Genomic DNA, 24,635 nt, shown 5'->3' with positions numbered 1-24,635 from the left:
TCTGTAGGAGCGCACGAGCACCGCGAGGCCGCGAAAGCGGTGTCTCAGGTAGAACGCCATCGCTGCCTCGCGTTGCTCGTAGGCTCCTACAGTGCGGTGTCGATTCGGATGCACTAAACAGAGTCCCGCCATCACCGGATAAACACTTTATAGACCAACCTTAGCATCGCTTTCCCATAAGGCGGATAGATCAGCCGGGCAGCATTGAGGCGTTGTTTGATCAGCACGCCTTTGGCCTTGCTGAAGGTCAGGAAGCCTTCATGACCGTGGTAATGGCCCATGCCTGAAGGGCCGACGCCGCCAAACGGCAAGTCATCCTGGGCGACATGCAGCAGGGTGTCATTCAGGCACACACCGCCGGAATGAGTCTGTTCCAGCACGCGTTGTTGTTCGGCTTTGTCGTAGCCGAAGTAATACAAGGCCAGTGGGCGAGGGCGCTGATTTACGTAGGCGAATGCCTCGTCGATCCCTGAGTACGGCACGATGGGCAGGAGTGGGCCGAAGATTTCGTCCTGCATCACCAGCATATCTTCGCTGACATCAAGCAGCAGGCTGAACGGCATGCGTCGATCCTGGCCGCTTTCGTAAAGCGAAATAATCTGTGCGCCTTTGTCTGCGGCGTCATCCAGATAGCGGTTCAGTCGAGCCAACTGACGCTGATTGATGATCGCCGTGTAATCCGGGTTGTCAGCCAGCGTGGGGTAAAACCTGAGGACGGCGGTTTTGTACGCTTCGATGAATTCCTCAACACGATCCTCCGGCACTAGCACGTAATCAGGCGCGACACAGGTTTGCCCGGCGTTGAGTGTCTTGCCGAAAGCGATGCGCTCGGCCGCGTCTTTCAGCGGCACATCACGGGACACGATGGCCGGGGACTTGCCGCCAAGCTCAAGCGTAACCGGCGTGAGGTTTTCCGCGGCGGCACGCATGACATGCTTGCCAACGCTGGTTGCGCCCGTGAACAACAAGTGATCGAACGGCAACCCTGAGAATGCGATGCCGACGTCCGCTTCGCCCAGCACTACGGCGACCAGATCTTCCGGGAACACCTGCGCGAAAAGACGTTTGAGCAGTTCACCGGTGGCCGGTGTCGATTCGCTGAGTTTGAGCATCACCCGATTACCTGCCGCCAGCGCCCCAATCATCGGCCCGATTGCCAGAAACAGCGGGTAATTCCAGGGCACGATAACGCCGACGACGCCCAGCGGTTGATACACCACCTTGGCCGATGCGGGCTGGAAGGCGATGCCCACTTTTCGTCTGGCAGGCTTCATCCATTTTTTCAGGTGCTTACGGGCGTCCTTGATGCCGAACAGGCTGGGCATCAACTCGGCGAGCAACGTCTCATCAGCGCTGCGATGGCTGAAGTCACTGCTGATTGCCTCGATCAAAGCCTGCTGCTCGGTGCAGAGCAGGTCATGCAGACTGGCAAGCCATTGCAGGCGCTGGTCTGCGGTAGGCATCGGATTGGCGGCAAAGGCTTTGCGCTGCTCGGCAAACACTCGCTCAAGTTCGCTGGTGGGTTGTGAGCGATCCGATAACCAGGCGAGTTCGGCAGGCATGTGGCAATTCCGTTTGGAGTTATCCACTGTTTTTAGAGTCATTGCCCTAGGAAGTCAAATTCCGTGTTGGGTTGCTATGTTTTCCGAGATTCTATGCTTTGAGTGAGCAGTGATTCGTCAGCATCCAGGGGCGTTTGCCCGGGTTTCAGGGTCGTCTCTAACGCCACAGTCGGCTCCATGCACCCGCTAGCAACTCCTGACGCCGCTCATTCACCTTACGTTCGACGAATGCGTCAGAGGGGCGCTGATCTTCAAGGGCCATGGTGTGTGAAACCCCCATCACTTCTTTCTGTGCCAGCCATTGCGCACGGTCTTCGACCATTTCGTGCAGTGGCTTTTTTGGCACAAGTGCATAGACCAGCTCGCAATCCAGTCCATTTGCCAACTTTCGCAGCTGACCGAGCGTGATCCGGTCCTCGGCTTCAGACTTTTCGGATTTCTGAAGGGTCGTTGGTGACAGGTCCAGACATGCAGCCTGACTCCTTAAAGAGCGGCCGAGCGACTCTCGGATTGAACGCAGCCAACCCCCGGGCGGTACGGTTTTGCCTTTTAAAGCAGTGAATGGTTCCAATGCACGCTCTACCTGATTCAGACGCAGCTTGTTCAGTGACGAAGTACCCATGGAATCCCCCTTTTGGCAGCCATCAGGCAGCTTTGCAGAAATAACCGTAGGCCTATAGGTTGTGATTTTAGAAAAAATCGTAAGCCTTCAGGCGTACATATGTATTTTTATGTTAGCTCATAGGCGTGCATCTATATAAATAATGTAACTCTATAGGCCTACACTTATTTGCGAGGTGTACGCCTATAGGGTGTCATTCAGGATGTGCCAAGAGATGGCGGTATTACGCCTTATCTGAAAGTAGCGGCGATGGCCGAGCAGGCCAGATTGATGCTGGCATCGCACTTTGCCATGGGGTCATGTTCATCTGGCAGCGGCTTATCCGACAGAGTCGTTGAGCGAGCAGGTCAAGCCCTGGACCGCGCAGCAAGTGGAAATTGGCAAGCGCCCTTGAAGGAAAGTGATGTCCGGACGGTTGATGCCCGGACATCATGCTTGCGTTAAGATCGCTGGATACCGATAACAGCCGAGCGATCAAGTGTGAGCCTGACCCCGCGTATCAAAACCCGTGAACGGATCGTGCTGAACAGTCTGGAACTGTTCAATCAATTGGGCGAACGCAGTGTCAGCACCAACCATATCGCGGCGCATCTGGAAATGTCGCCGGGCAATCTGTATTACCACTTCCTCAATAAGCAGGCGATCATCGCCGAGCTCTTCACCGAATACGAAACTCTGGTGAACACCTTTCTGCGTCCGCCCAAAGGTCGCTTGCCCAGTGTCGAAGACAAACGTTATTACCTGTTGGAAATTCTCGACGGGATGTGGCGTTATCGTTTTTTGCATCGCGATCTGGAGCATCTGCTGGATTGCGATGTGGAGCTGGCCGCGCGTTATCGACGCTTCTCCCAGCATTGCCTGATTCAGGCCATGGCCATTTATGGTGGATTCGTTGAGGCTGGCATCCTGCAGATGAACAAGGTGCAAATCGAGTCGCTGACGCTCAATACCTGGATCGTTCTGACGTCTTGGGTGCGTTTCCTCTGTACTACGCGGGAAACCAGCACTCACCTGAGTGCGGACGCCATGCGCCGTGGCGTTTATCAGGTGCTGATGCTTGAGTCGGGCTATGTCACCCCACAGGCGCAAGACGAAGTGAAAGCGCTGTGCGAAGAATTTTATGTACCGTTGCATCAAGCGCTGGCGGATGGAGTCTGAACATCATCAGCCGCAACGATCTGGAAAAGTGCTGAATCTTTCAATTGTCCACAGGAGCCTGTCATGCCTATCGCGCAACTGATCAGCCCGCAGCAGCTGGCGGCTCGCCAGCTACAGCCGGGGCTGGTGATTCTCGATTGTCGTTTTGCTCTGGAAGATACCTCCTACGGCCAGCGCAGCTATGCCGACGGGCACATCGACGGCTCGTCTTTCGCCGATCTGGAGCGTGATCTCAGCGGTCCGGTCAGCAAGGGGAAAACCGGACGTCATCCCTTGCCGGATCCACAGAAGCTGGTTGAGCGCTTGCAGTACTGGGGCATTAACGCCGACAGCGATATCGTGCTGTACGACGACGGACCTGGCGCTTTCGCTGCTCGGGCCTGGTGGCTGCTGGCCTGGCTAGGCAAGCGTGACGGAGTATTTATCCTCGATGGTGGGCTGAAGGCCTGGCACGCTGCAGGTTTGCCGTTAAGCCTTGATCCTCCGGGCAAAGAACCGGGGAATTTTAAGGCCCAGCCTGATGACTCGCTGGTGTTGAGTGCCGATCAATTGCAGAAACGTCTCAATAAACCAGGGCTGACCCTGATCGATGCTCGCGCCGAAGCTCGCTTTCGCGGGGAAGTGGAGCCTATTGATCCGGTTGCCGGACACATTCCGGGTGCGCAATGTGCGGCGTTCAACGAGAACCTCGGCCCGGACGGACGCTTTTTACCACCAGAGCAACTCAAGCAACGTTTCGCCGAAAAGCTTCAGGGACGCCCACCAGAGAGTCTGGTTGCCTATTGCGGGTCTGGTGTGACGGCGTGTCATAACCTGTTTGCGTTGTGTCTGGCGGGTTATCCGCTGGGGGCGTTGTACGCGGGGTCGTGGAGTGAGTGGATTACCGATCCGGGGCGTGAGGTTGCGACGGGGGCGTAACACAGTTTTCTGTAGAGATTGCCATGTTACCGCTTGAAGGTAGGAGGCAACTTGTTGGCGAGAGGGTTTGACGCGTTTCTTCAGGGACGCTGCCTCGCGAACAAGTTCGCTCCTACCTTGGATATGGGTTTCAAGCCTGAGATTGATGTGAGCTAAAGCCCTGTCCCATGCGCACTCGTCAGCCACAACGGAATCCGCCGCTCAAGGTAATAGCCGGGATTCTTCATCGAGCCGTCGACGAACCCTACGTGCCCGCCTTTTTCCTGTAGCTCGAACTCGGTGCTGGCAGACAGTTCTTCCGGTTCTGGCAGACTGTGCTTGAACACGAACGGATCGTCTGCCGCCTGGATAATCAGCGTCGGTGTGCGGATGTCTCCCAGGTAATAGCGACTGGACGCGCGGCGGTAGTAATCCTTGGCGTCGGCGAATCCATGCAGGGGGGCGGTTACCCGGCCATCGAAATCCCAGAACGTGCGCATGTTTTCCAGCGATCCCAGTGCGGACAATTCAGCCAGCCCTTCGCTGATCCCTTCGTCCTTGAAGTGACGCTGTTTGTCCTTTACGTAGGTAACCATTTCGCGCATGAAATGCCGCTGGTAGACCCTGGAAAAGCCCATGCCAATGCGGTCGGCGCACTCATCCAGCCGGAACGGCACGGACACGGCCACTGCGCCTTGCAGATCACTGTTCTCGCCCGACTCACCCAGATATTTGAGCAGCACGTTGCCGCCCAGTGAGTAACCCACCGCGTAAAGCGGTGCCAAGGGACGTTTGGCCCTGAGGTGGGCAATGACTGACGCGAGGTCTTCGCTGGCGCCGGAGTGATAACTGCGCGACAGCAAGTTCGGCTCACCGGAACACCCTCGCCAGTTCAGTGCGACGCTGGCCCAACCTTCCAGAGCGATCGCCTTTTGTAAGCCGACCACATAAGGCGAGTTCGATGAGCCGGTCAGGCCGTGCAGCACCAGCACCAGTGGAGTGTTCAGCTCATGCGGGCCAAACCAGTCAAGATCGAGAAAGTCCCCATCGGCCAGCCAGATACGCTCACGTTGTCGTTCGATTCGATTTTTTCTTCGCCATAGCGGGCCCCATAAGGTCTGCAGATGGGGATTGCCCAGGCCTGATGCGGGAATGAAGCGGTTGGCGAAGGAGGATTTAGCTGGGCGTGTGAACACGATTGTCCTCTCTCGGCGGGTTGCGTTTTCGTATGAGGCTTACGTTGCCACAAGTGATAGATGTCGTGAGCAGAATTTTTGCTCAGCGGTAGGGGCGAGGGATAGGTGGTTTGGCATTGGTGTAATGGCTTATGACCTGTAGGACTGGCTTTAGCCGGGAGAGTGACGGCACATTCGCTGCATCTCTTTCGTCAGGAAAATGCTCTCCCGGCTGAAGCCGGTCCTACGGGGTGTTTCAAAGCAGCTTATGCAGGTTCAACCCCGCTGCCACAGCGCGTAGTACACCTGCCCGGCCTTTTTTTCCCGGTGCAGACGCCAGCTACCCGGCAAACCGGTGGTCGATGGCGGGGTTTCGCTTTCGGTGTAGATCCACGCGTTTTCCGCCAGCCAGCCGTGTGATTCCAGCAGCGCGCAGGCCGAAGCCAGCAGGTTCTGGTGGAACGGCGGGTCGAGGAACACCACATCGAATGGCTCTGCGGTCTGGGTTTCCAGATGGCGCAGCGAGTCGGCCTGTGTGACCTGACCGGTGGTGCAGTTCAGCATGCTCAGATTCTGACGCAGGCTGGTGATCGCTGCGGCACTGTTATCCAGAGCGAGGCCTTTACTCGCGCCACGTGACAGCGCTTCGAAGAACAGCGCGCCGCTACCAGTGAAAACATCCAGCACCTTCGCGCCGGCAATGTCCATTGCCAGCCAGTTGAACAGGGTTTCGCGGACGCGATCCGGTGTCGGGCGCAGACCTGGGGCGTCGGGGAACGTCAGCTTGCGACTGCCCCATTCGCCACCAATGATGCGCAGTTGACCCAGGCCGTTGTGGCCCTTAGGGCGTGGATTGGCCATTAATGCTCCGGGACCCCGAGAGGGCGTTCAGCAGGTTTGTCGGTAGGCGGCGGCAGCGGCTTTTGCGCCACGGTCGGCCCGGCGGTGACGATTACCATCTTGTCAGCGCTCAAGTGCTTGTTCATCACCTCTTTGACTTGCTCGACAGTCACGCTTTGCGACTGGGTGATGAAGTCTTCGAGGAACGTCAGCGGCAAGTCGTAGAAGCCGATGGCGCCCAGTTGCGCAACGATCGACGAGTTGCTGGCCGCGGTTAGCGGGAAGCTGCCGGTCAGTTCGCGCTTGGCGTCGTCCAGTTCTTTTTGGGTCGGGCCGTTGGCAAGGAAGTCGCGGACGATGTCCTGCACCAGCTTGAGGGTGTTCTCGCTCAGTTCCGCACGGGTCTGCAGGCCAATCATGAACGGGCCCTGAGTCTGCATCGGGGTGAAGCCCGAAGAGACGCCATACGTCAGGCCGCGTTTTTCACGGACTTCAGTCATCAAACGGCTGCCGAAACCACCACCGCCGAGTACCGAGTTGCCCAACGACAGTGCCGCATAGTCAGGATCGTTACGCGTGATGCCCAATTGGGCGAGCATCAGGTGAGTCTGTTTCGAAGGAAACTCGATGTGCGTTTCGCCAGCCTTGGGTTCGGCAGGGGTTGGCAGTTTAGCCAATGCCGGGCCTTTGGGCAGCGATGCCGAGACTTGCGCAGCGATGGCCTGCGCTTCGTCGCGGGAAAGATCACCCACCAGCGCAATCACCGCGTTGCCTGCCGCATAAGCCTTGGCGTGGAACGCTTTGAGCTGCGCGAGAGTGATCGGTTTGATGGACTCGGCAGTGCCTTCGCTTGGATGACCATAAGGGTGGTTGCCGTACAGACGCTTGAAGAGCTCTTCGCCTGCCAGCGAACCCGGGTTCTGCTTCTTGTATTCGAAGCTGGCCAGCAATTGGTTCTTGATGCGAGTCAGCGAGTCGGCAGGGAAGGTCGGCTTGCCCACCACTTCGGAGAACAACTTCAACGCAGGCTCGCGTTTGTCCGTCGCGCTCAGGCTGCGGATCGAAGCCACTGCCATATCGCGATAGGCACCGTTGCTGAAGTCCGCGCCGAGGCCTTCGAAGCCCTGAGCGATAGCGGTTACATCCTTACCTTTTACGCCTTCGTTGAGCATGGCGTTGGTCAGCACCGCGACGCCCGGCAGGTTTTGATCCTGACTGCTGCCTGCTGCGAAAGTCAGGCGCATATCAAACATCGGCAACTCGTGAGCTTCGACGAACAGGACTTTGGCGCCCTCTGCGGTTTGCCAGGTCTGAATATCCAGGCTGCGGCGCGCCGGCGCCTTGCCATCGAGCTCTTTCAAGGACTCCAGAGCCGGGCGTGCGGGCGTGGCGTCGCTGGCGGCTTCTTCAGCCAGTGCCGACTGTGCAGCGAAAACACCGAGGCTGGTGGTCAACAGCAGGCCAAACAGCATCTTACGTGGGCCGTTGCGCTCACTCATTTTGCTTTCTCCTCAGGTAGAACGTGCGCAACGCTGAGGCGCTCACGGGTGAAATAGGTGCTGGCGGCTTTCTGAATGTCTGCCGGAGTCACGCTTTGCAGCGCGGCCAGTTCCTCGTCGATCAACTTCCACGACAGGCCGACGGTTTCCAGTTCGCCAATGGTGCTGGCCTGACTGGTGATCGAGTCGCGCTCGTAGACCAGGCTCGCGATTACCTGAGCACGTACGCGTTCCAGCTCTTCGTTGGTTGGCGGCTTGGTTTTCAGCTCGTTGAGCAAACGCCAGATGCCGGCTTCGACGTCAGCTAGGGTTTTCTTCTTCTGAGTGTTGGGCGTGGCGCTGATCATGAACAGGCTGTCGCCCCGGGCGAAGGCGTCATAGTTCGAGCCTGCGCCGGATACCAGCTCTTCACCGCGCTCAAGGCGCGTCGGGATGCGCGCGCTGTAGCCGCCATCCAGCAAGGCTGCGATCAGGCGCAGTGCGTTGACCGAACGCGGATCCTCGGCGGTGGCCAGGCTTGGCACGTTAAAGCCGTACATCAGGCTCGGCAGCTGAGTCTGTACATGCAGAGTGATGCGGCGCTCGCCAGGTTCGGCCAGCTCCAGCGGCTTCTTCGAAGGCGGTACGTCACGGCGCGCAATCGGCCCGAAGAAACGTTCAGCCAAGGCTTTGACTTCGTCGGGTTTGACGTCGCCCACTACCACCAGCGTGGCGTTGTTCGGTACATACCAGGATTCATACCAGTGGCGCAGCTCTTCGACCTTCATGCGTTCAAGATCAGCCATCCAGCCAATGGTTGGCGTGTGATAGCCGCTGGCTGGATAAGCCATGGCCTTGAAGCGCTCGAAGGCTTTGGACGTCGGCTTATCGTCGGTACGCAGGCGGCGTTCTTCCTTGATCACCTCGATTTCGCGGCTGAACTCGTCAGCCGGTAGCTTCAGACTGGCCATGCGGTCAGCTTCCAGCTCAAAGGCCACGGCCAGACGATCACGCGCCAGCACTTGGTAGTAGGCGGTGTAATCGTCGCTGGTGAATGCGTTCTCTTCGGCGCCCAGATCCCGCAGGATCAGCGACGCTTCGCCAGGGCCGGTTTTCGAGCTGCCTTTGAACATCATGTGTTCAAGGGCGTGGGACAAGCCGGTCTGGCCCGGGGTCTCGTAGCTCGAACCCACTTTGTACCAGACCTGCGACACCACAACCGGAGCGCGGTGATCTTCGCGAACGATGACCTTCAGGCCATTGGCGAGAGTGAATTCATGGGTAGGTTGCGGATCGGCGGCCATTGCGCCGAATGGCAGACAAATTGTGCCGAACAGCAGGCCTGCGGCACGGCGGGCTAGAGCATTCATTCGTAATTTGAACCTGTAAGACGGCCCGTTTGAACTTAGCGTCCACGGGCGCGGGGGTGTTAGGATAGCGGCCTGTTTGCTCTGCGACCATGACAAAGATGCAGGAATGCGCGGGTTGGAGATCGGCAAAGACCTCTGTAGGAGTGAGCTTGCTCGCGATCCAGTGCGCAGCGCTGGCAAAAGGGTTTGAATTCAAATCAGCCAGAAGGCTGTTCCAGCCTTATCGCGAGCAAGCTCACTCCTACAGGAAACTGCGGATTATGCTCGGCCAGCAGATGAACAAGCAGACTGAAATGTAGTCTGTTTCGCATATCAGAATTTTTCAGAGGCGCCGCTCTGGCGCGTCGCTACCTTGAGATAGCCGTCCTCCATGTTTGGTTCCAACGACGACAAGAAGACCCCAGCCCCGGCTGGCGAGAAGAAAGGCCTGTTCGGATGGCTGCGCAAAAAGCCGCAGGAAACCACTGCCGAACAGCCTCAAGACTTATCCACAGCAGCGCCGGAGCCGGTGATTGAATCGACTCCGCTGACGGCTGAGTCGCAACTTGCTCCGGCATTGACGCCCGAGCCTGCGCACGAAATCGCTGTTGAGCCTGTCGCGGAACAGGTCCAGCCGGGCGAGCCGACGTCAGAGCCTTGGCTGACCTTGCCGGTCGCCGAAGAGCCTGTCGCGCTGGTCAATGAGTACGAGCTGCACGTTACGCCGCCGATTGCGCCTGTTGCCGATCCGGTTGAACCGCACCCTGAGTCGCCTCGTATTGACGTGCCGATTGCCGAGCCGGAATCGACCATCACTCCAGAGCCAGAGCCAGAGCCAGAGCCAGAGCCAGAGCCGGTTGCGATAGAACCCGAGCCGCAACCTGAGCCGGTTGTTCCTCCCGTGGTTGCTGCCATGGCTCCGGCCGCTGCTGCAGCTGTTGCACCCATCATCGAACCCCCGCCAGCGCCTGTTGCCGCTCAGCCTGAAGCGACCAAGGCTGGCTTCTTTGCTCGCCTCAAACAAGGTTTGTCCAAAACCAGCGCCAGCATTGGCGAAGGTATGGCCAGCCTGTTCCTGGGCAAGAAAGCGATCGACGATGATTTGCTGGAAGAGATTGAAACCCGCCTGCTGACCTCCGACGTTGGCGTCGAGGCAACGGGTGTGATCATCCGCAGCCTGACCCAGAAAGTGGCACGCAAGCAGCTCACCGACGCCCAGGCGTTATACGCCTCGCTGCAGGAAGAGTTGGCGGCAATGCTCAAACCGGTTGAGCAACCGCTGGTCATCGACGCGTCGCACAAACCTTTCGTGATTCTGGTCGTCGGCGTCAACGGTGCGGGCAAAACCACCACGATTGGCAAGCTGGCGAAGAAGCTGCAACTGGAAGGCAAGAAAGTCATGCTCGCCGCCGGTGACACGTTCCGTGCCGCTGCCGTCGAGCAACTGCAGGTCTGGGGCGAGCGCAACAAGATTCCGGTCATCGCTCAACATACCGGTGCCGACTCCGCCTCGGTGATCTTCGATGCTGTGCAGGCCGCCAAGGCCCGCGGTATCGACGTGCTGATCGCTGACACCGCCGGTCGTCTACAAACCAAAGACAACCTGATGGAAGAATTGAAGAAGGTGCGCCGGGTCATCGGCAAACTGGACGCCGAAGCACCTCACGAAGTGCTGCTGGTGCTGGACGCCGGTACCGGACAGAACGCGATCAGTCAGGCCAAGCATTTCCACCAGGCGGTGTCCCTGACCGGTCTGGCGTTGACCAAGCTGGACGGTACGGCCAAAGGCGGCGTGATCTTTGCGCTCGCCAAACAGTTTGATCTGCCTATCCGCTATATCGGCGTGGGCGAAGGCATTGATGACCTGCGTACTTTTGAGGCCGAGCCGTTTGTTCAGGCCCTGTTTGCGGAGCGCGAGCGCACATGATTCGTTTCGAACAGGTCGGTAAACGCTATCCGAACGGACACGTCGGCTTGCATGAGCTGAGCTTTCGAGTGCGTCGTGGCGAGTTTCTGTTCGTGACCGGCCACTCCGGCGCGGGCAAAAGCACCTTGCTGCGCCTGCTGCTGGCCATGGAGCGTCCGACCACCGGCAAACTGCTGTTGGCGGGGCAGGATCTTGGTCAGATCAGCAATGCACAGATTCCATTTCTGCGCCGCCAGATCGGCGTGGTGTTCCAGAATCACCAGTTGCTGTTTGATCGTACGGTCTTCAACAACGTCGCGTTGCCGCTGCAGATTCTTGGTTTGTCCAAGCTGGAAGTCACGAAACGCGTGGACTCCGCTTTGGAGCGCGTGGCTCTTTCCGACAAGGCCGAGCTGTACCCCGGCGATCTGTCTACCGGCCAGCAACAACGGGTCGGCATTGCTCGCGCCATTGTGCATCGTCCAGCTTTGCTGCTCGCGGATGAACCCACCGGTAACCTCGATCCACGGCTCGCAGCGGAAATCATGGGTGTATTCGAAGACATTAATCGCCTCGGCACCAGCGTGCTGATTGCCAGTCACGATTTGGCGCTGATCGCCCGTATGCGTCACCGAATGCTCACTCTGCAACGCGGTCGCCTCATCGGTGACGGGGAGGCTGGGGTATGAGTGCCACACGTTCCCCTAAGGTTTCCGAGCGCGTATCGCCGAAAGCCGCCGATCCTGCTCCGAAAAAGTCAAAAAACAGCCATGACGATGACGGTCCAGACTTCGGTACGCTGTTCAACGCCTGGCTGGAAGCGCATCGTTCAAGCTTGATCGACAGCTTGCGTCGCTTGGGCAAGCAACCGATCGGCAGCTTCTTCACTTGTCTGGTGATGGCGATTGCCTTGAGTCTGCCCATGGGCTTGTCGTTGTTGCTCAACAATGTCGAGCGGTTAGGTGGTTCCTGGCAGCGCGCTGCACAAATCTCGATCTACCTGAAGCTGAATACCAGCGCCAGCGAGGGCGAAAAATTACGTAACGAAATTCGTCTGATGCCAGGCGTCTCCGAGGCTGAATACATCAGCCGGGAACAGGCGTTGGCGGAGTTTCAGCAGCAATCCGGCTTGGGTGAAGCGCTCAAGGAATTGCCGGAAAACCCGCTGCCGGGCGTCGTGCTGGTGACTCCGGATGAGGTGGACAAACCTGCGCTAGAGGCCTTGCGGACTCAACTTGCAGGCATGCCCAACGTCGAGCAGGCGCAACTGGACCTGGTCTGGGTAGAGCGTCTGGCGGCGATTCTCAAGCTAGGCGACCGCTTTGTGTTTGGCCTGACCGTGTTATTGGTGGCGGCATTGCTGCTGGTGATTGGTAACACCATTCGTCTGCACATCGAGAACCGGCGCACCGAAATCGAAGTCATTAAGCTGGTAGGCGGCACCGATAGTTATGTACGGCGTCCCTTCCTTTATATGGGCGCATTGTATGGGCTTGGCGCAGGTTTTCTGTCTTGGGGTGTGTTGGCTTTCGGGCTGGACTGGCTCAACGACGCGGTAATTGGACTGGCCGGATTGTACGGAAGTGATTTTTCTCTGGCTGGCGTTCCAGCGTCCGATGGTCTATCACTCTTGCTTGGAGCGGTGTTGTTAGGGTATATCGGTGCCTGGATTGCAGTAGCACGCCATTTGAGAGAGCTGGCACCTCGGTAAATTTTTCTTCATGTATTGACTTTTTTATACAGGGAACTTGTATAGCGGTTCCCGAGTCAATTTCGCAGTGCTGAACTGCACGAGTCATGTGACGGAGGTAACATTTCGTATGACCACTTCTTTGCAACCTGCGTATGCCTTAGTCCCGGGTGCGAACCTGGAAGCCTATGTGCACACGGTGAACAGCATTCCTTTGCTGACCCCTGAGCAGGAGCGTGAACTGGCTGAGAGTCTCTATTATGAGCAGGATCTGGGGGCGGCTCGGCAGATGGTCCTCGCCCACCTGCGTTTTGTTGTGCACATCGCACGCAGTTATTCCGGTTACGGCCTGGCTCAGTCAGATCTGATTCAGGAAGGTAACGTCGGCCTGATGAAGGCCGTTAAACGCTTCAACCCGGAAATGGGTGTGCGTCTGGTTTCGTTCGCTGTTCACTGGATCAAGGCGGAAATTCACGAGTTCATCCTGCGTAACTGGCGCATCGTGAAAGTCGCGACCACCAAAGCCCAGCGCAAGCTGTTCTTCAACCTGCGTGGCCAGAAGAAACGTTTGGCGTGGCTGAACAATGAAGAAGTTCATCGCGTGGCTGAAAGCCTCGGCGTTGAGCCGCGTGAAGTGCGGGAGATGGAAAGTCGTCTGACCGGTCACGACATGGCGTTCGACCCGGCTGCTGAAGCCGACGACGACAGCGCGTTCCAGTCGCCAGCGAACTATCTGGAAGACCATCGTTACGATCCGGCACGTCAGTTGGAAGATTCCGACTGGACTGACAACTCCACTGCCAATCTGCATCAGGCTTTGGAAGTGCTGGACGACCGCAGCCGTGACATCCTCTATCAGCGCTGGCTGGCTGAAGAGAAAGCGACGCTGCATGACCTGGCGCAGAAGTACAACGTCTCCGCCGAGCGTATTCGCCAGCTTGAGAAAAGCGCGATGAACAAGCTCAAGTTGTCGATAGCCGCGTAATAACGGCTCATCGATAAAGAAACGCCCTGACCGGGAAACCGGTCGGGGCGTTTTTGTTTGTGTGTCTGGATCTGCTCCCACAGTTTCGTGTGTGTGCTCGTTCAGGCGTAGGCGTAATGAGTTCGCATCCTGGGTAGGAGCGAACTTGTTCGCGAACTGGCGCGAAGCGGCAGCAAAACCTGCTACCCGATACATGTGCTGGAGTCGGGTCGCCAGATTTGCGACTGCTGCGCAGCCGTTCGCGAATGAATTCGCTCCTACCGGTTCGAGTCCGCCTGTCAGAGCTTACGGCTGTTATTCAAACCCAGCAGGTAATCGTCCCCACCCAACTGCTGCATCTGCCGGCGAATCCAGCTGGCGCGGCCTGCGACGTAACTGGTTGGACGGCTGGCGCTCCATTCGCGGGGGTTGGGAAGCACCGCTGCCAGATAGCTGGCCTGCTGCACCGAAAGGGCGCTGGCATTCACGCCGAAGTGATGCTGCGCTGCCGCTTGAGCGCCGAACACACCGTCATCCCACTCGACACTGTTCAGGTAGACCTCGAGGATCCGCTGCTTGGACCAAAGGATTTCGATCAGCCCGGTAAACCACGCTTCCAGGCCTTTGCGCAGATAGCTGCGGCCCGACCACAGAAACAGGTTCTTGGAGACTTGCTGGCTCAGGGTGCTGGCACCGCGAATAGAGCCGCCCATCTCATTGTGGGCAATGGCAGCCTGAATGGCCTCAACATCAAAGCCCCAATGCTCAGCGAACTTCTGATCTTCGCCCGCGATAACCGCGACCTTCAGGTCATTGGAAATCTTGTCCCATGGCTGCCAGGTGCGCTGCAGATCAATAGGCTTGCCGTCGACCCACGATTCAACCTTGCGCTCAACCATCAGCGCCGTGCCCGGTGGCGGCACGAAGCGGAAGATCAGGACCAGCAACACGCTGCCCGCAGCAAACAGGAGCAGGGCTTTGATAAGACGACGTACTAGTGAACGCAGCATAGAGATGGCTTGGCCGAACCCGTTGAGCGGGCCATTATACAGACCGTGCGCCTTTGGACGATTTTTGAACGGAGTTAGTTATGGTTCGTAGCTTTTTAATGTTGGCAGCGTTCTTCGGTTTTACCGGCGTTGCCCTCGGAGCCTTTGCCGCGCATGCCCTTAAAAACCGCCTGAGCCCTGAGTATCTGGCGATTTTCCATACCGGTGTGCTCTATCAACTGATCCATGCATTGGCGATTCTGGGCGTGGCAGTGCTGGCCGCTCAGCTTCCCGGCAGGCTCATGACCTGGGCCGGTTTCTCGTTTGCGCTGGGGATTGTGTTGTTTTCGGGCAGCCTGTATCTGTTGACCCTGACCGGCATCAGCAAATTGGGCATCATCACGCCATTTGGTGGGCTGGCGTTTCTGGTGGGCTGGGCGTTGCTGGGCCTGACCGCGTGGCGGCTGGGTGGGGTTTGATACTGGTCAGACTCGGGACCGGTAGGAGCGAACTTGTTCGCGAGGCGTCGTTACAGGCTGTAGATGGACTTCGCCAGCTAAACCGCCTCGCGAACAAGTTCGCTCCTACCGGGTGAGGTCCCACACATCGCTTTACCTTGGTCATACCGGCTGATCGGGCTAGAATGCTCGCCCCCAAAAATGATGGCTGCTCCCGCGCATGCACATTCAGTTGAACGGTGAACCCTTTGAATTGCCCGACGGCGCGACCGTTCTGGCATTGCTGACCCGCCTTGATCTTGTCGGGCGTCGTGTCGCAGTCGAGCTGAACCTGGATATCGTGCCGCGTAGCCAGCATGAGACCACGGCCTTGAACGAAGGCGATCAGGTCGAAGTCGTCCACGCGATTGGCGGCGGCTAGGCTTGGACGTTTCCTGATTCAACTGCAAGACCTCAACTTCCAAGAGGATTTCCAATGAGCAATGTTCGCAGCGACAAGCCGTTTGTTCTGGCCGGTCGGACTTTCGAGTCGCGCCTGCTGGTGGGTACCGGCAAGTACGTGGATATGGAGCAGACCCGTCTGGCCATCGAAGCGTCGGGTGCCGAGATCGTCACCGTCGCAGTACGCCGGACAAATCTGGGCCAGAACCCGGGCGAGCCGAACCTGCTGGATGTCCTGCCGCCGGATCGCTATACCATCCTGCCGAACACGGCGGGCTGCTTCGACGCCATTGAGGCGGTGCGCACTTGCCGCTTGGCCCGTGAACTGCTCGACGGCAAGAATCTGGTCAAACTGGAAGTGCTGGCGGATCAGAAAACCCTGTTCCCGAACGTGATCGAAACCCTCAAGGCCGCCGAAGTGCTGGTCAGGGAAGGTTTCGACGTGATGGTTTACACCAGCGATGACCCGATCATTGCGCGTCAACTCGCTGAAATCGGCTGTATCGCGATCATGCCGCTGGCTGGTCTGATTGGTAGCGGGTTGGGTATTTGCAACCCGTACAACCTGCAGATCATCCTGGAAGAAACCAAAGTGCCGGTGCTGGTGGATGCTGGTGTCGGCACTGCTTCCGACGCCACCATCGCCATGGAACTGGGCTGTGAGGCGGTGTTGATGAATTCGGCTATTGCCCATGCTCAGGACCCGATCCTGATGGGCGCTGCCATGAAGCACGCAGTGATTGCCGGTCGTATGGCTTACCTCGCCGGGCGCATGCCTAGAAAACTCTATGCCAGCGCGTCTTCGCCGCTGGATGGGTTGATTCGGTAAAGCAACGCTGCACCGTAGGACCGGCTTTAGCCGGGAGGGCGTCATTCTGATCAAGGAATTTCGTCGTGTGTACTGGCCCTCTCCCGGCTAAAGCCGGTCCTACGGTCCAATAGATAATGTGTCGTTCGATATAGAGCCCGTTGATGACTGATCCACTCGTTCCAAACCCAGAGCTGCCTGTTGCCGAAGAAGGCGAAGAGCGCCAGCACCGCCGTATCAAGAGTTTCGTGATGCGCGCCGGCCGCATGACTGAAGGCCAGCAGCGTGGTCTGGATCAAGGCCGTCCGCTGTATGTGTTGCCATTGACCGACGCGCCAGTGGATTACGATCAGGTGTTCGGTCGTTCTGCGCCGCGCACGCTGGAAATTGGTTTCGGCATGGGTCACTCACTGCTGGAGATGGCTGCTGCTGCGCCGGATCAGGACTTCATCGGCGTTGAAGTGCATTACCCAGGTGTTGGCGCGCTGCTTAACGGCGTGCTTACTCAGGGCCTGACCAACGTAAGGGTCTACGATTGCGATGCGATTGAAGTGCTCAACCGTTGCATCGCCGATAACAGTCTTGATCGTCTGATGCTGTTTTTCCCGGATCCGTGGCACAAGAGCCGTCACCACAAGCGCCGCATCGTGCAGCCTGCGTTTGCCGAGCTGGTACGCAGCAAGCTGAAGGTCGGCGGTGTTCTGCACATGGCCACTGACTGGGAACCCTATGCTGAATTCATGCTGGAAGTGATGAATGTCGCACCGGGTTATCGCAACCAGGCCGAAGACGGCAAATGCGTGCCACGCCCGGCCGAGCGCCCGATCACCAAGTTCGAACGCCGTGGTGAGCGTTTGGGGCACGGGGTTTGGGATTTGAAGTTCGAGAAGGTGGATTAATCCGCCGATCCTTCGGTAGGAGCGAACTTGTTCGCGAGGCGATATCCCTGTGTTCGCAGGACCAACGTCTCGCCAACAAGTTGGCTCCTACCGCTTCTACTGAGCGTTACTTCCTGTCCGCAACAACCCCGATCAACACCAGCACCACCAACAACACGGGCGCAAGGCTGTAGTTGTTGAACTGGCTCAGGCCACGAATCACCCACGGTGTGGCATAGATCAGCGCTGCGCCGCTGCCGATGGTGACCAGCAAGGCCATCAACGGGATGCGCAAGGCACCCGCGAAGCTGCTGATGCGTTGTTCGACCCAGCCCTTGAAGTCAGCGCCAAACAACACCAGCAGACAGCCCACCAGGGCGAGGGATATTTCCGAGAGGTTGCTGCGGCTCCAGCGGGAGATGGTGGCGAGCAGGTCGAGTATCAAATCCATGCAGGGTCCTTAGATCAGAAAGTGTTGCAGCAGGTCGTTGAGAAACAACTGACCCTGCGGCGTTGCGACCAATCGGGTCGGATCAGCTTGCAGCAGGCCACGTTGCTCGGCTTGCTGGCGCGCACTGGCCAGCGAATCGAGGCTTAGACCGGTGCGTTCACGAAATAATGCAGCGTCCACACCATTTGTCAGGCGCAGTGCGTTCATCAGGAATTCGAAGGGCAATTCTTCAACGCTGAGCAGCTTCTCACCGGCCTTGAATGGCTTGGCCGGATTCAGATAGTCCTTGGGCAAGCGGGTTTTCCAGGTGCGCACAATGCGCCCGTCCGGATGGCTGAGCTTGCCATGGGCCCCGGCACCGATGCCGATGAAGTCTCCAAAGCTCCAGTAATTCAGGTTATGCCGCGCGGGTCTGCCGGGTTGCGCATAGGCCGAGACTTCGTACTGTGCGTAGCCGTTCTGCGCGAGCAACAACTGGCCTGCCTCCTGAATGTCCCAGAGGATGTCGTCTTCCGGCAGCGTCGGCGGCTGGTTCCAGAACACCGTGTTGGGCTCCAGCGTCAGCTGATACCAGGACAAATGCGTCGGTTTCAGGTCGATGGCTTGTTGCAGGTCGCCCAATGCATCCTCAGGCGACTGATCCGGCAGGCCGTGCATCAAGTCCATGTTGAAGTTATCAAAGCCCGCCTGGCGCGCCATGTCGGCGGCCCGAATGGCTTCATCGCCGTTGTGAATACGCCCCAGTGCCTTGAGTTTGGCTTCCTGGAAGCTCTGGATACCAATGGACAGGCGATTGATGCCCAGCCCGCGATAGGCGCTGAACTTGACCTGCTCGAAGGTGCCGGGATTAGCCTCCAGGGTGATCTCGATGTCACTGGCAAAACGAATACGTTGCTCGACTCCCTGGAGCAAGCGGCCCAGCGCTTCTGCACTGAACAGACTCGGCGTGCCGCCGCCGAAGAAGATCGAACTGAGTTCGCGGCCATAAACGTAAGGCAGGTCCAGATCCAGATCGGCCAGCAGCGCGTCGATGTACTCCGCTTCCGGCAGCACGGGGCTGGCGGTGTGGGAATTGAAATCGCAGTACGGGCATTTGCGTACGCACCACGGGATGTGGATGTACAACGACAACGGCGGCAGTTGCAGCAAGGCTGTCCTCGGCTCGGTCGATGAGAAACCGGTTGCGCTGAGGAACAGCGGTTTTGCAGGTGTTTCGTGGGTCATGTCAAGCCCAGACGCGTAAGCAGGATCGCCATGGCGCGGGCGCGGTGGCTGAGCTGGTTCTTCTCGGCGGGACTTAGTTCGGCGCTGGAGCAATCGCGCTCCGGCACCCAGAACAGCGGATCGTAACCGAAGCCGTGCTCGCCGCTGGCAGCGGTCAGGATGCGCCCGTGCCACAGGCCTTCACAGAGGATCGGCAATGGATCATCGGCATGACGCACCAGCGCCAGTACGCAAACGAACTGCGCGCCGCGTTGCTCTTGAGGTACGTCTTTGAGGGCGTCGAGCAGCTTGACGTTATTCGCCGCATCGCCTTGGCCGTCGGCATAGCGCGCGGAGTAGATGCCTGGTGCACCGCCCAGGAAATCCACCGCCAGCCCCGAATCGTCAGCCAGCGCTGGCAAGCCGGAAATCCTCGCCGCGTTGCGAGCCTTGAGAATGGCATTCTCGACGAACGAAAGACCGGTTTCTTCAGGCTCCACGCTGCTGAATTCGCCGATAGAGCGCAGTTTTACGCTGTCGCCGAGCATGGCCTGGAGTTCTTTGAGCTTGCCAGCGTTGTGGCTGGCCAATACGAGCTGCGGGAAAGTCATCATTCGCCTGGATAGAGTTCTTGATTGAAGCTGAAGGAATGTTTGTCCTGATTCCCGGCTTTCACATCAATGTTGAAGGTGTAGGTTCCGGCCTGTTCAAGCGGGAACTGCGCGATGTAGCTGATCCAGCCTTTGTCCGTTACCTGCTTGAAGGTCAGTGGTTCAGGGCGTCCGGTCAGGTCCTTGTAGGTACCTGTCACCACAGACGGCGCTGGCTTGCCCGCCTTGAGCACGGTGATGTTCATTACGTTCAGCTGTTTGCTGCGGATCAAACCGGATGCTTTCGCCACGTCCGCTGACAAAGTGGTTGAAGCAAAAGCATTGTAGTGGACCGTCACGTCTCCGAACGTTTCCTGCCGATTCGGCCTGGCGTAGTCAGCAGCAAATGCCGACAGGCTGAGGGCGCACATCAACATGATTGCCAGACGATGCATGGTCGTTCTCCTTATCAAACTTGTAGGAGCGCGCTTGCCCGCGATGGCATTCGTTCAGGCGACCAATAGGCCAAGTTCAAAATCGAATCGCGGGCAAGCGCGCTCCTACAGGGTTTGTGCGTAATTTTTAGATCGCGATCTTGTGTTCCTGCAACCCCGGGCTGCTGACCCGGTAGATACCGATCTCACCCAACAGGTTCGGCCATTGTTTGCTGGCCCAGCCATGCCGATGCTGTTGATCCACTGCCAGCCGATCAATGACCTTCGCGTGGCGGCCACGGCACAGCTCTTCGAAGTCTTCGAAGGTGCAGAAGTGGATGTTTGGCGTGTTGTACCAGGTGTAAGGCAGAAAGTCCGAAACCGGCATCCGGCCCTTGGTTGCAAGGTACCAGCGGCAGCGCCAGTGACCGAAATTCGGGAAGGTGATGATGCACTGTCGGCCCACGCGCAGCATTTCGTCGAGGATCTTGTCCGGGTAATGCACCGCTTGCAGCGCTTGGGTCATGACCACGACGTCGAAGCTGTTGCTGGCGAAGTTACCCAGGCCCTTGTCCAGATCCTGTTCGATGACGTTGACGCCTTTGCTGATGCAGCGAGCAATGTTATCGGCGTCGTTTTCAAGGCCGTAGCCGGTGACTTGCTTGTTGTCGCGCAGCCACGCCAGCAGTTCGCCGTCGCCGCAACCAAGGTCGAGCACGCGGCTGCCCGCAGGGATCCATTCTTGGATGATTTCCAGATCGGCTCTCATGGCGTCCTCAAAGTACAATTCGGTTCATGTAGCTGGAGAAGGCCTGCAAGTAGCGCGGGATCGGGATCAGGAACGCATCGTGGCCCTGAGGTGCGTCGATCTCCAGATAGCAGACGTTCTTCTTGGCCGCCATGAGTGCGTCCACCAGTTCCCGGGAGCGGGCAGGCGAGAAGCGCCAGTCGGTGGTGAACGACATGACGCAGAAGTCTGCAGTCACGTTGGCGAAGGTCGCAGCCAGGTTATCGTTGAACGCGCCTGCCGGGTCGAAGTAATCCAGCGCTTTGGTCATCAACAGGTAAGTGTTGGCATCAAAGCGGCCGGAGAACTCTTCACCCTGATAGCGCAGATAGCTTTCAACCTGGAATTCCACACTGTGGAAGTCGTAGTTGAGCTTCTCGCTTTTCAGGCCACGACCAAATTTCTCGCCCATGGAGTCATCGGACAGGTAGGTGATGTGCCCGACCATTCGCGCGAGCATCAAGCCGCGTTTGGGAATGACACCAAACTCCTGAAAGTCGCCGCCATGGAATTCCGGGTCCGAAAGGATGGCCTGACGCGCCACTTCGTTGAAGGCAATGTTCTGCGCCGACAATTTTGGGGCCGAGGCGATCGCCAGGCAGTGACGAACCCGGTCAGGGTAAGTCATGGTCCATTGTAGAGCTTGCATGCCGCCCAGGCTGCCGCCGACTACCGCTGCCCATTGCTGGATGCCCAGCGAGTCAGCGAGCCGCGCCTGGCTGTGTACCCAGTCCTCAACGGTCAGGACCGGGAAGTTGGCGCCGAAAGGTTTTCCGGTTTCCGGGTTGATACTGCTTGGCCCTGTTGAGCCATTGCAGCCCCCCAGATTATTCAGGCTGACGACGAAGAAGCGATTGGTATCGATAGGCTTGCCGGGACCGATGCAGCTGTCCCACCAACCGGGCTTGCGGTCATCGACGCTGTTATAGCCTGCCGCGTGGTGGTGACCGGAAAGGGCATGGCAGATCAACACGGCATTGCTGCGCGCGGCGTTGAGCTGGCCATAGGTTTCATAGATCAGATCGTAGGCAGGCAAAGAGCGGCCACAGGCCAGTGCCAGAGGCTCGCTGAAATGTGCCGTTTGCGGCGTGACTAGACCGACAGAATCTTCGGGAAAGACCGTGGACATCGACCCTGCTCTCGCTTAAATGAGGCGTAAGTCTAATGACCACGGGGGGGAGGGGCAACAGAGGAATTCGGTGGGGGCTCAAGGTGGTGCAAAACCCTGCCGGAGCTGAGCTTGCTCGCGATAAAGCTGGGCGCGATTCACTTCAAATCGGCGGTGTCATCATCGCGTGCAAGCCTGGCTCCCACCGGGTCTCGGTCGGCTGCATCATCTGGCGTGGTGGCCTTTTGGGGCCGTTGTACTCAAATTTTTATGCACAAGTGGCAGGCCAAAATAACCAAATGGAATGAAATTTCCGGAAATGTTCTCGTTTAAATACAACTGTATGTTTTTAAAAGATTTTTATGAAGCGAAAAGTCGAACACCTGACCGTTCGGATAAGTAGCCTGCTAAGCAAATGGGACGTCTGTCAATTTTTCATCAACAGAGTTATCCACAGGCTATGCAATTGATAACTGTCAATGCAACTGCGCAATCATCAGCAAATTACGAGGCGTAATGCGGCTCTCGCAGAAGGTCCCTACGTTCACGCGATAGTGGTGTTCTTGCAGATAAAGCGCCTTGTCGAGCACCAGCCACAGCTCCAGTGGACGGCGGAACAAGTTGCGCACCAATTCCAGATTGCGCACTTGAGCCAAGCGCTCCCAGCCCGCAGCCTCAAGGGTGGACCAATGTTGTTCGCCGACAGCGGGCAGACCCTTGAGCGCTGCCAGATCACGGCAATAGTCAGCGAAAGGCTTATCCAGCCAGGCGCTGGGCAGCGACGGCGTAGGCAAGTAATCCTGACTGTTTTGCAGTCGTCGCTGCAGCAAGTCGAACGATAGGCGACGGGCCATGGATTGGTCGCGCTGTCGACGCACGCGCGCGCCGGCAGTTACCGTTTCGCTCAGAGGCAGGCCGAGATCGTCCCGGGACAGCTTCAACGCTGACGCCTGTCCCTCACTTGATACCGGTTGGTAGTACTCGGTCTCGATGCGGTTGTAGCAGCACGGCGCAATTGCCAATTGATTGCAGCCGACCTGACTGGCCAGCCGCATCAACTGCACGTGCAAATCCCCACAGGCATGCAGGGCGACAGGTGTGTGATGTGCTTGAAGCCGACGCCATGCATCGTCAGCCATGACGTCTTGCTGCACATGAGCGGCGTTTACGTTCAAACGCGCGCTGAGCTGGTCTCCTGCTTCGACCAGAGCCGGGTCGCGCTCCAGGCAAGTAAGGCCCTGGCTGGGTTCGAGCAGACGCCGTCCCAGATGGCCTTTGCCCGAACACCAGTCCAGCCAGTGGGCCGGTTTGTGTTCGAAGCTCAGGCAACTGGCGAACGCTTCGATCTGCTGCCATTTGCGGCCTGGCACGTCGACACTCATGCGCGGCTCAACAGGGGGAAGCTCAAAGGCGGCCAGCGCGTGTACCTGACTTAGCGCCTGTGCCTCACCTGCCAGCTGTGGAAAGGGGAACGGTGCTGCCAGATGCTCCGGGTGGTTGTGGGCTGCTTCGGCCTGGTCCAGCGAGCGATGGCGTAACCAGTCAGCCAGTTCCGGGTACTGATGCTCCCAAGGCAACTGCAGATGGGTGAAGGGGCGTGGCCGCCACAATCCCTGCCAGGCGAACAGGAAGCTGTCCAAAGCCCGGAATCGACTGCGAAGCTGTTCATCGTGCAAAGCGAGGTCGTTGGCCATGGTCAGCTGTCGGGTTCAAACGCGTAAGAGGGCTGGCTGTGGAAAGCCAGCCCTCTTCATAACAGCGCCCTGATCGGGCGTCTACGCGTAAAGGACGTCTGAGCGCAGAAAAATATTAATACGTAAGTGTTATCAGGCGCTTTGAATCACAGAATGCTGAACGGGAAGTACTTGTCGTTGATCTTCTTGTAGGTGCCGTCTTCGATGATTTCCTTGATCGCCAGATTGAGTCGAGCGCGCAGCGGGTCGTTCAGACGCACGGCAATACCGATCTTGTCATTGTCCAGAACAGGATCGCCTTTGAACTCGAAGCTTGAACCGGGCTGGCCCTTGAGCCATTCGTAGCTGGCGTATTTGTCGGCGAGAACCGCGTCCACATGCCCTTCGGCAAGATCCGTGAAGGCACTTTCCTGAGTGTCGTAAAGCTTCAGGGTGATATCCATGCCCAGGTTTTCCTGCAGCCAGGACGCCGAAAGCGTCGACGCCTGCGCACCGATGGTCTTGCCCAGCAGCGAATCGCGAATGGAGTCCTTGTCGGTTTTGAGCTCGGTGCCTTTTGGCGCCACAAACTGCAATTTGCTGGAGTAGTACGGCGCGGTGAAGTCCACCTGCTCGGCGCGTTCTTTGGTAATCGACATGGATGAAATCAGGAAATCGAATTTGTTGTCATTGAGCGCCGGGATGATGCCTTCCCATTCGGAGGTGACCACTTCGCACTCGACTTTCATTTTTGCGCACAGTGCGTGTCCGATTTCCACATCAAAGCCCACTGCCTGCCCGCTGGCATCCTTCCCGTTGAACGGTGGATAAGCGCCTTCGACGCCGAATTTCATCTTCTCCACCGCAAAAGCGCTGGTCGTCAGGGCCAGAGTGGCGGCTGCGACCAGCAGGAATTTTTTATACATCTGCATGGGTGTTGCTCCGTTGCAATTGCGGGACTTATTGGGCGGCTATGAAGACGACTGTTGTTGGACATGAGTTACCGCAAAATGTCGCTGTCGGCCTGAAGCATTTGTTAAGCCATGTATCGGCGAGGTCAGCACTCGCGCATCAATACACGATGTCCTTATGAAACCTGTCACCTGTGGGAGATTCTATGGTTGTGATCAAGCCATAACCCACCCTTTGGGTTGATATTCGCTCTGATTTTTCA

The 24,635-nt window shown here is 57.9% G+C and carries 25 protein-coding genes and 1 pseudogene; 11 read left to right on the top strand and 15 right to left on the bottom strand.

The features are described 5' to 3' along the window. Positions 1–131 precede the first annotated feature (131 nt). Positions 132–1,562, bottom strand: coding sequence for a coniferyl aldehyde dehydrogenase (locus AO242_RS13810; RefSeq protein ID WP_099269154.1), 1,431 nt, complete (start codon positions 1,560–1,562; stop codon positions 132–134). A gap of 157 nt (positions 1,563–1,719) precedes the next feature. Next, positions 1,720–2,184, bottom strand: a complete 465-nt coding sequence (locus AO242_RS13805; protein ID WP_099269153.1) for a mobile mystery protein A — start codon at positions 2,182–2,184, stop codon at positions 1,720–1,722. A 192-nt stretch (positions 2,185–2,376) separates the two neighbouring features. Here AO242_RS13805 and AO242_RS29715 point away from each other — a divergent pair. From AO242_RS29715 to AO242_RS13790, 3 genes and pseudogenes are all read left to right on the top strand, one after another. Beyond that, positions 2,377–2,578: pseudogene (locus AO242_RS29715) on the top strand (enolase C-terminal domain-like protein); the annotation flags it as partial. Positions 2,579–2,670: 92 nt separating this feature from the next. Beyond that, positions 2,671–3,342 carry a TetR/AcrR family transcriptional regulator gene (locus tag AO242_RS13795; protein WP_099269201.1) on the top strand — a complete coding sequence of 224 codons (672 nt, stop codon included), beginning with the start codon at positions 2,671–2,673 and terminating at the stop codon, positions 3,340–3,342. Positions 3,343–3,405: 63 nt separating this feature from the next. Beyond that, on the top strand, positions 3,406–4,260 hold the full coding sequence (locus AO242_RS13790; RefSeq protein WP_099269152.1) for a sulfurtransferase: 855 nt from the start codon (positions 3,406–3,408) through the stop codon (positions 4,258–4,260). Between the two features lie 152 nt (positions 4,261–4,412). On the opposite strand, the gene AO242_RS13785 is transcribed toward AO242_RS13790, so the two are convergent. The 4 genes from AO242_RS13785 to AO242_RS13770 form a co-directional block, all read right to left on the bottom strand. After that, positions 4,413–5,435 (bottom strand): hydrolase, encoded by a 1,023-nt coding sequence (locus AO242_RS13785; protein ID WP_099269151.1) that lies wholly within the window; start codon positions 5,433–5,435, stop codon positions 4,413–4,415. Between the two features lie 255 nt (positions 5,436–5,690). Next, on the bottom strand, positions 5,691–6,275 hold the full coding sequence (rsmD, locus tag AO242_RS13780; protein WP_099269150.1) for a 16S rRNA (guanine(966)-N(2))-methyltransferase RsmD: 585 nt from the start codon (positions 6,273–6,275) through the stop codon (positions 5,691–5,693). Continuing rightward, entirely contained in the window at positions 6,275–7,753 is a 1,479-nt protein-coding gene (locus AO242_RS13775) for a M16 family metallopeptidase (RefSeq protein ID WP_099269149.1), read from the bottom strand. The genes rsmD and AO242_RS13775 overlap by 1 nt, the downstream gene beginning before the upstream one ends. Continuing rightward, entirely contained in the window at positions 7,750–9,102 is a 1,353-nt protein-coding gene (locus tag AO242_RS13770) for a M16 family metallopeptidase (protein ID WP_099269148.1), read from the bottom strand. Before AO242_RS13770 ends, AO242_RS13775 begins: the two co-directional genes overlap by 4 nt. A gap of 370 nt (positions 9,103–9,472) precedes the next feature. Here AO242_RS13770 and ftsY point away from each other — a divergent pair, with 370 nt between their 5' ends. From ftsY to rpoH, 4 genes are all read left to right on the top strand, one after another. Continuing rightward, on the top strand, positions 9,473–11,008 hold the full coding sequence (ftsY, locus tag AO242_RS13760; protein WP_099269146.1) for a signal recognition particle-docking protein FtsY: 1,536 nt from the start codon (positions 9,473–9,475) through the stop codon (positions 11,006–11,008). Further along, positions 11,005–11,676: a cell division ATP-binding protein FtsE gene (gene ftsE / locus AO242_RS13755; RefSeq protein ID WP_027899698.1), complete on the top strand. Its 672-nt coding sequence runs from the start codon at positions 11,005–11,007 to the stop codon at positions 11,674–11,676. Before ftsY ends, ftsE begins: the two co-directional genes overlap by 4 nt. Continuing rightward, positions 11,673–12,698, top strand: a complete 1,026-nt coding sequence (gene ftsX, locus AO242_RS13750; protein WP_099269145.1) for a permease-like cell division protein FtsX — start codon at positions 11,673–11,675, stop codon at positions 12,696–12,698. The genes ftsE and ftsX overlap by 4 nt, the downstream gene beginning before the upstream one ends. Positions 12,699–12,807: 109 nt before the next feature. Further along, entirely contained in the window at positions 12,808–13,662 is an 855-nt protein-coding gene (gene rpoH / locus AO242_RS13745) for an RNA polymerase sigma factor RpoH (protein WP_027899700.1), read from the top strand. A 278-nt stretch (positions 13,663–13,940) separates the two neighbouring features. On the opposite strand, the gene mtgA is transcribed toward rpoH, so the two are convergent. Further along, on the bottom strand, positions 13,941–14,651 hold the full coding sequence (gene mtgA, locus AO242_RS13740; RefSeq protein ID WP_099269144.1) for a monofunctional biosynthetic peptidoglycan transglycosylase: 711 nt from the start codon (positions 14,649–14,651) through the stop codon (positions 13,941–13,943). An 80-nt stretch (positions 14,652–14,731) separates the two neighbouring features. Here mtgA and AO242_RS13735 point away from each other — a divergent pair, with 80 nt between their 5' ends. From AO242_RS13735 to trmB, 4 genes are all read left to right on the top strand, one after another. Beyond that, entirely contained in the window at positions 14,732–15,109 is a 378-nt protein-coding gene (locus tag AO242_RS13735; RefSeq protein ID WP_027899702.1) for a DUF423 domain-containing protein, read from the top strand. A 199-nt stretch (positions 15,110–15,308) separates the two neighbouring features. Beyond that, positions 15,309–15,509, top strand: coding sequence for a sulfur carrier protein ThiS (gene thiS, locus AO242_RS13730; protein ID WP_027899703.1), 201 nt, complete (start codon positions 15,309–15,311; stop codon positions 15,507–15,509). A 54-nt stretch (positions 15,510–15,563) separates the two neighbouring features. Then, on the top strand, positions 15,564–16,358 hold the full coding sequence (locus AO242_RS13725) for a thiazole synthase (protein ID WP_099269143.1): 795 nt from the start codon (positions 15,564–15,566) through the stop codon (positions 16,356–16,358). Positions 16,359–16,588: 230 nt separating this feature from the next. After that, positions 16,589–17,236, top strand: coding sequence for a tRNA (guanosine(46)-N7)-methyltransferase TrmB (trmB, locus tag AO242_RS13720; protein WP_218927839.1), 648 nt, complete (start codon positions 16,589–16,591; stop codon positions 17,234–17,236). A gap of 106 nt (positions 17,237–17,342) precedes the next feature. Here the strand turns inward: trmB and AO242_RS13715 are convergent, their stop codons facing one another. The 8 genes from AO242_RS13715 to AO242_RS13675 form a co-directional block, all read right to left on the bottom strand. Continuing rightward, positions 17,343–17,666 carry a DUF3392 family protein gene (locus tag AO242_RS13715; protein WP_027899507.1) on the bottom strand — a complete coding sequence of 108 codons (324 nt, stop codon included), beginning with the start codon at positions 17,664–17,666 and terminating at the stop codon, positions 17,343–17,345. A gap of 9 nt (positions 17,667–17,675) precedes the next feature. Continuing rightward, positions 17,676–18,890 (bottom strand): radical SAM family heme chaperone HemW, encoded by a 1,215-nt coding sequence (gene hemW, locus AO242_RS13710; RefSeq protein WP_099269142.1) that lies wholly within the window; start codon positions 18,888–18,890, stop codon positions 17,676–17,678. Further along, a complete protein-coding gene (gene rdgB / locus AO242_RS13705; protein WP_176560622.1) occupies positions 18,887–19,483 on the bottom strand; it encodes an RdgB/HAM1 family non-canonical purine NTP pyrophosphatase in 597 nt (198 codons plus the stop codon). Before rdgB ends, hemW begins: the two co-directional genes overlap by 4 nt. Then, a complete protein-coding gene (locus AO242_RS13700) occupies positions 19,480–19,914 on the bottom strand; it encodes a DUF4426 domain-containing protein (RefSeq protein WP_099269140.1) in 435 nt (144 codons plus the stop codon). The genes rdgB and AO242_RS13700 overlap by 4 nt, the downstream gene beginning before the upstream one ends. Before the next feature lie 127 nt (positions 19,915–20,041). Then, positions 20,042–20,662, bottom strand: coding sequence for a methionine biosynthesis protein MetW (metW, locus tag AO242_RS13695; protein ID WP_099269139.1), 621 nt, complete (start codon positions 20,660–20,662; stop codon positions 20,042–20,044). Between the two features lie 7 nt (positions 20,663–20,669). Next, on the bottom strand, positions 20,670–21,809 hold the full coding sequence (gene metX / locus AO242_RS13690) for a homoserine O-succinyltransferase MetX (RefSeq protein WP_027899502.1): 1,140 nt from the start codon (positions 21,807–21,809) through the stop codon (positions 20,670–20,672). 455 nt (positions 21,810–22,264) lie between these two features. After that, a complete protein-coding gene (locus AO242_RS13680) occupies positions 22,265–23,482 on the bottom strand; it encodes a methyltransferase (protein WP_099269137.1) in 1,218 nt (405 codons plus the stop codon). A 146-nt stretch (positions 23,483–23,628) separates the two neighbouring features. Continuing rightward, on the bottom strand, positions 23,629–24,393 hold the full coding sequence (locus tag AO242_RS13675; RefSeq protein WP_099269136.1) for a transporter substrate-binding domain-containing protein: 765 nt from the start codon (positions 24,391–24,393) through the stop codon (positions 23,629–23,631). Positions 24,394–24,635: the final 242 nt, after the last annotated feature.

The sequence above is a fragment of the Pseudomonas sp. ICMP 561 genome, assembly GCF_002699985.1.
GTDB classification, from domain to species: Bacteria; Pseudomonadota; Gammaproteobacteria; order Pseudomonadales; family Pseudomonadaceae; genus Aquipseudomonas; species Aquipseudomonas quasicaspiana.
This window is presented reverse-complemented; position numbering and strand designations above follow the sequence as displayed.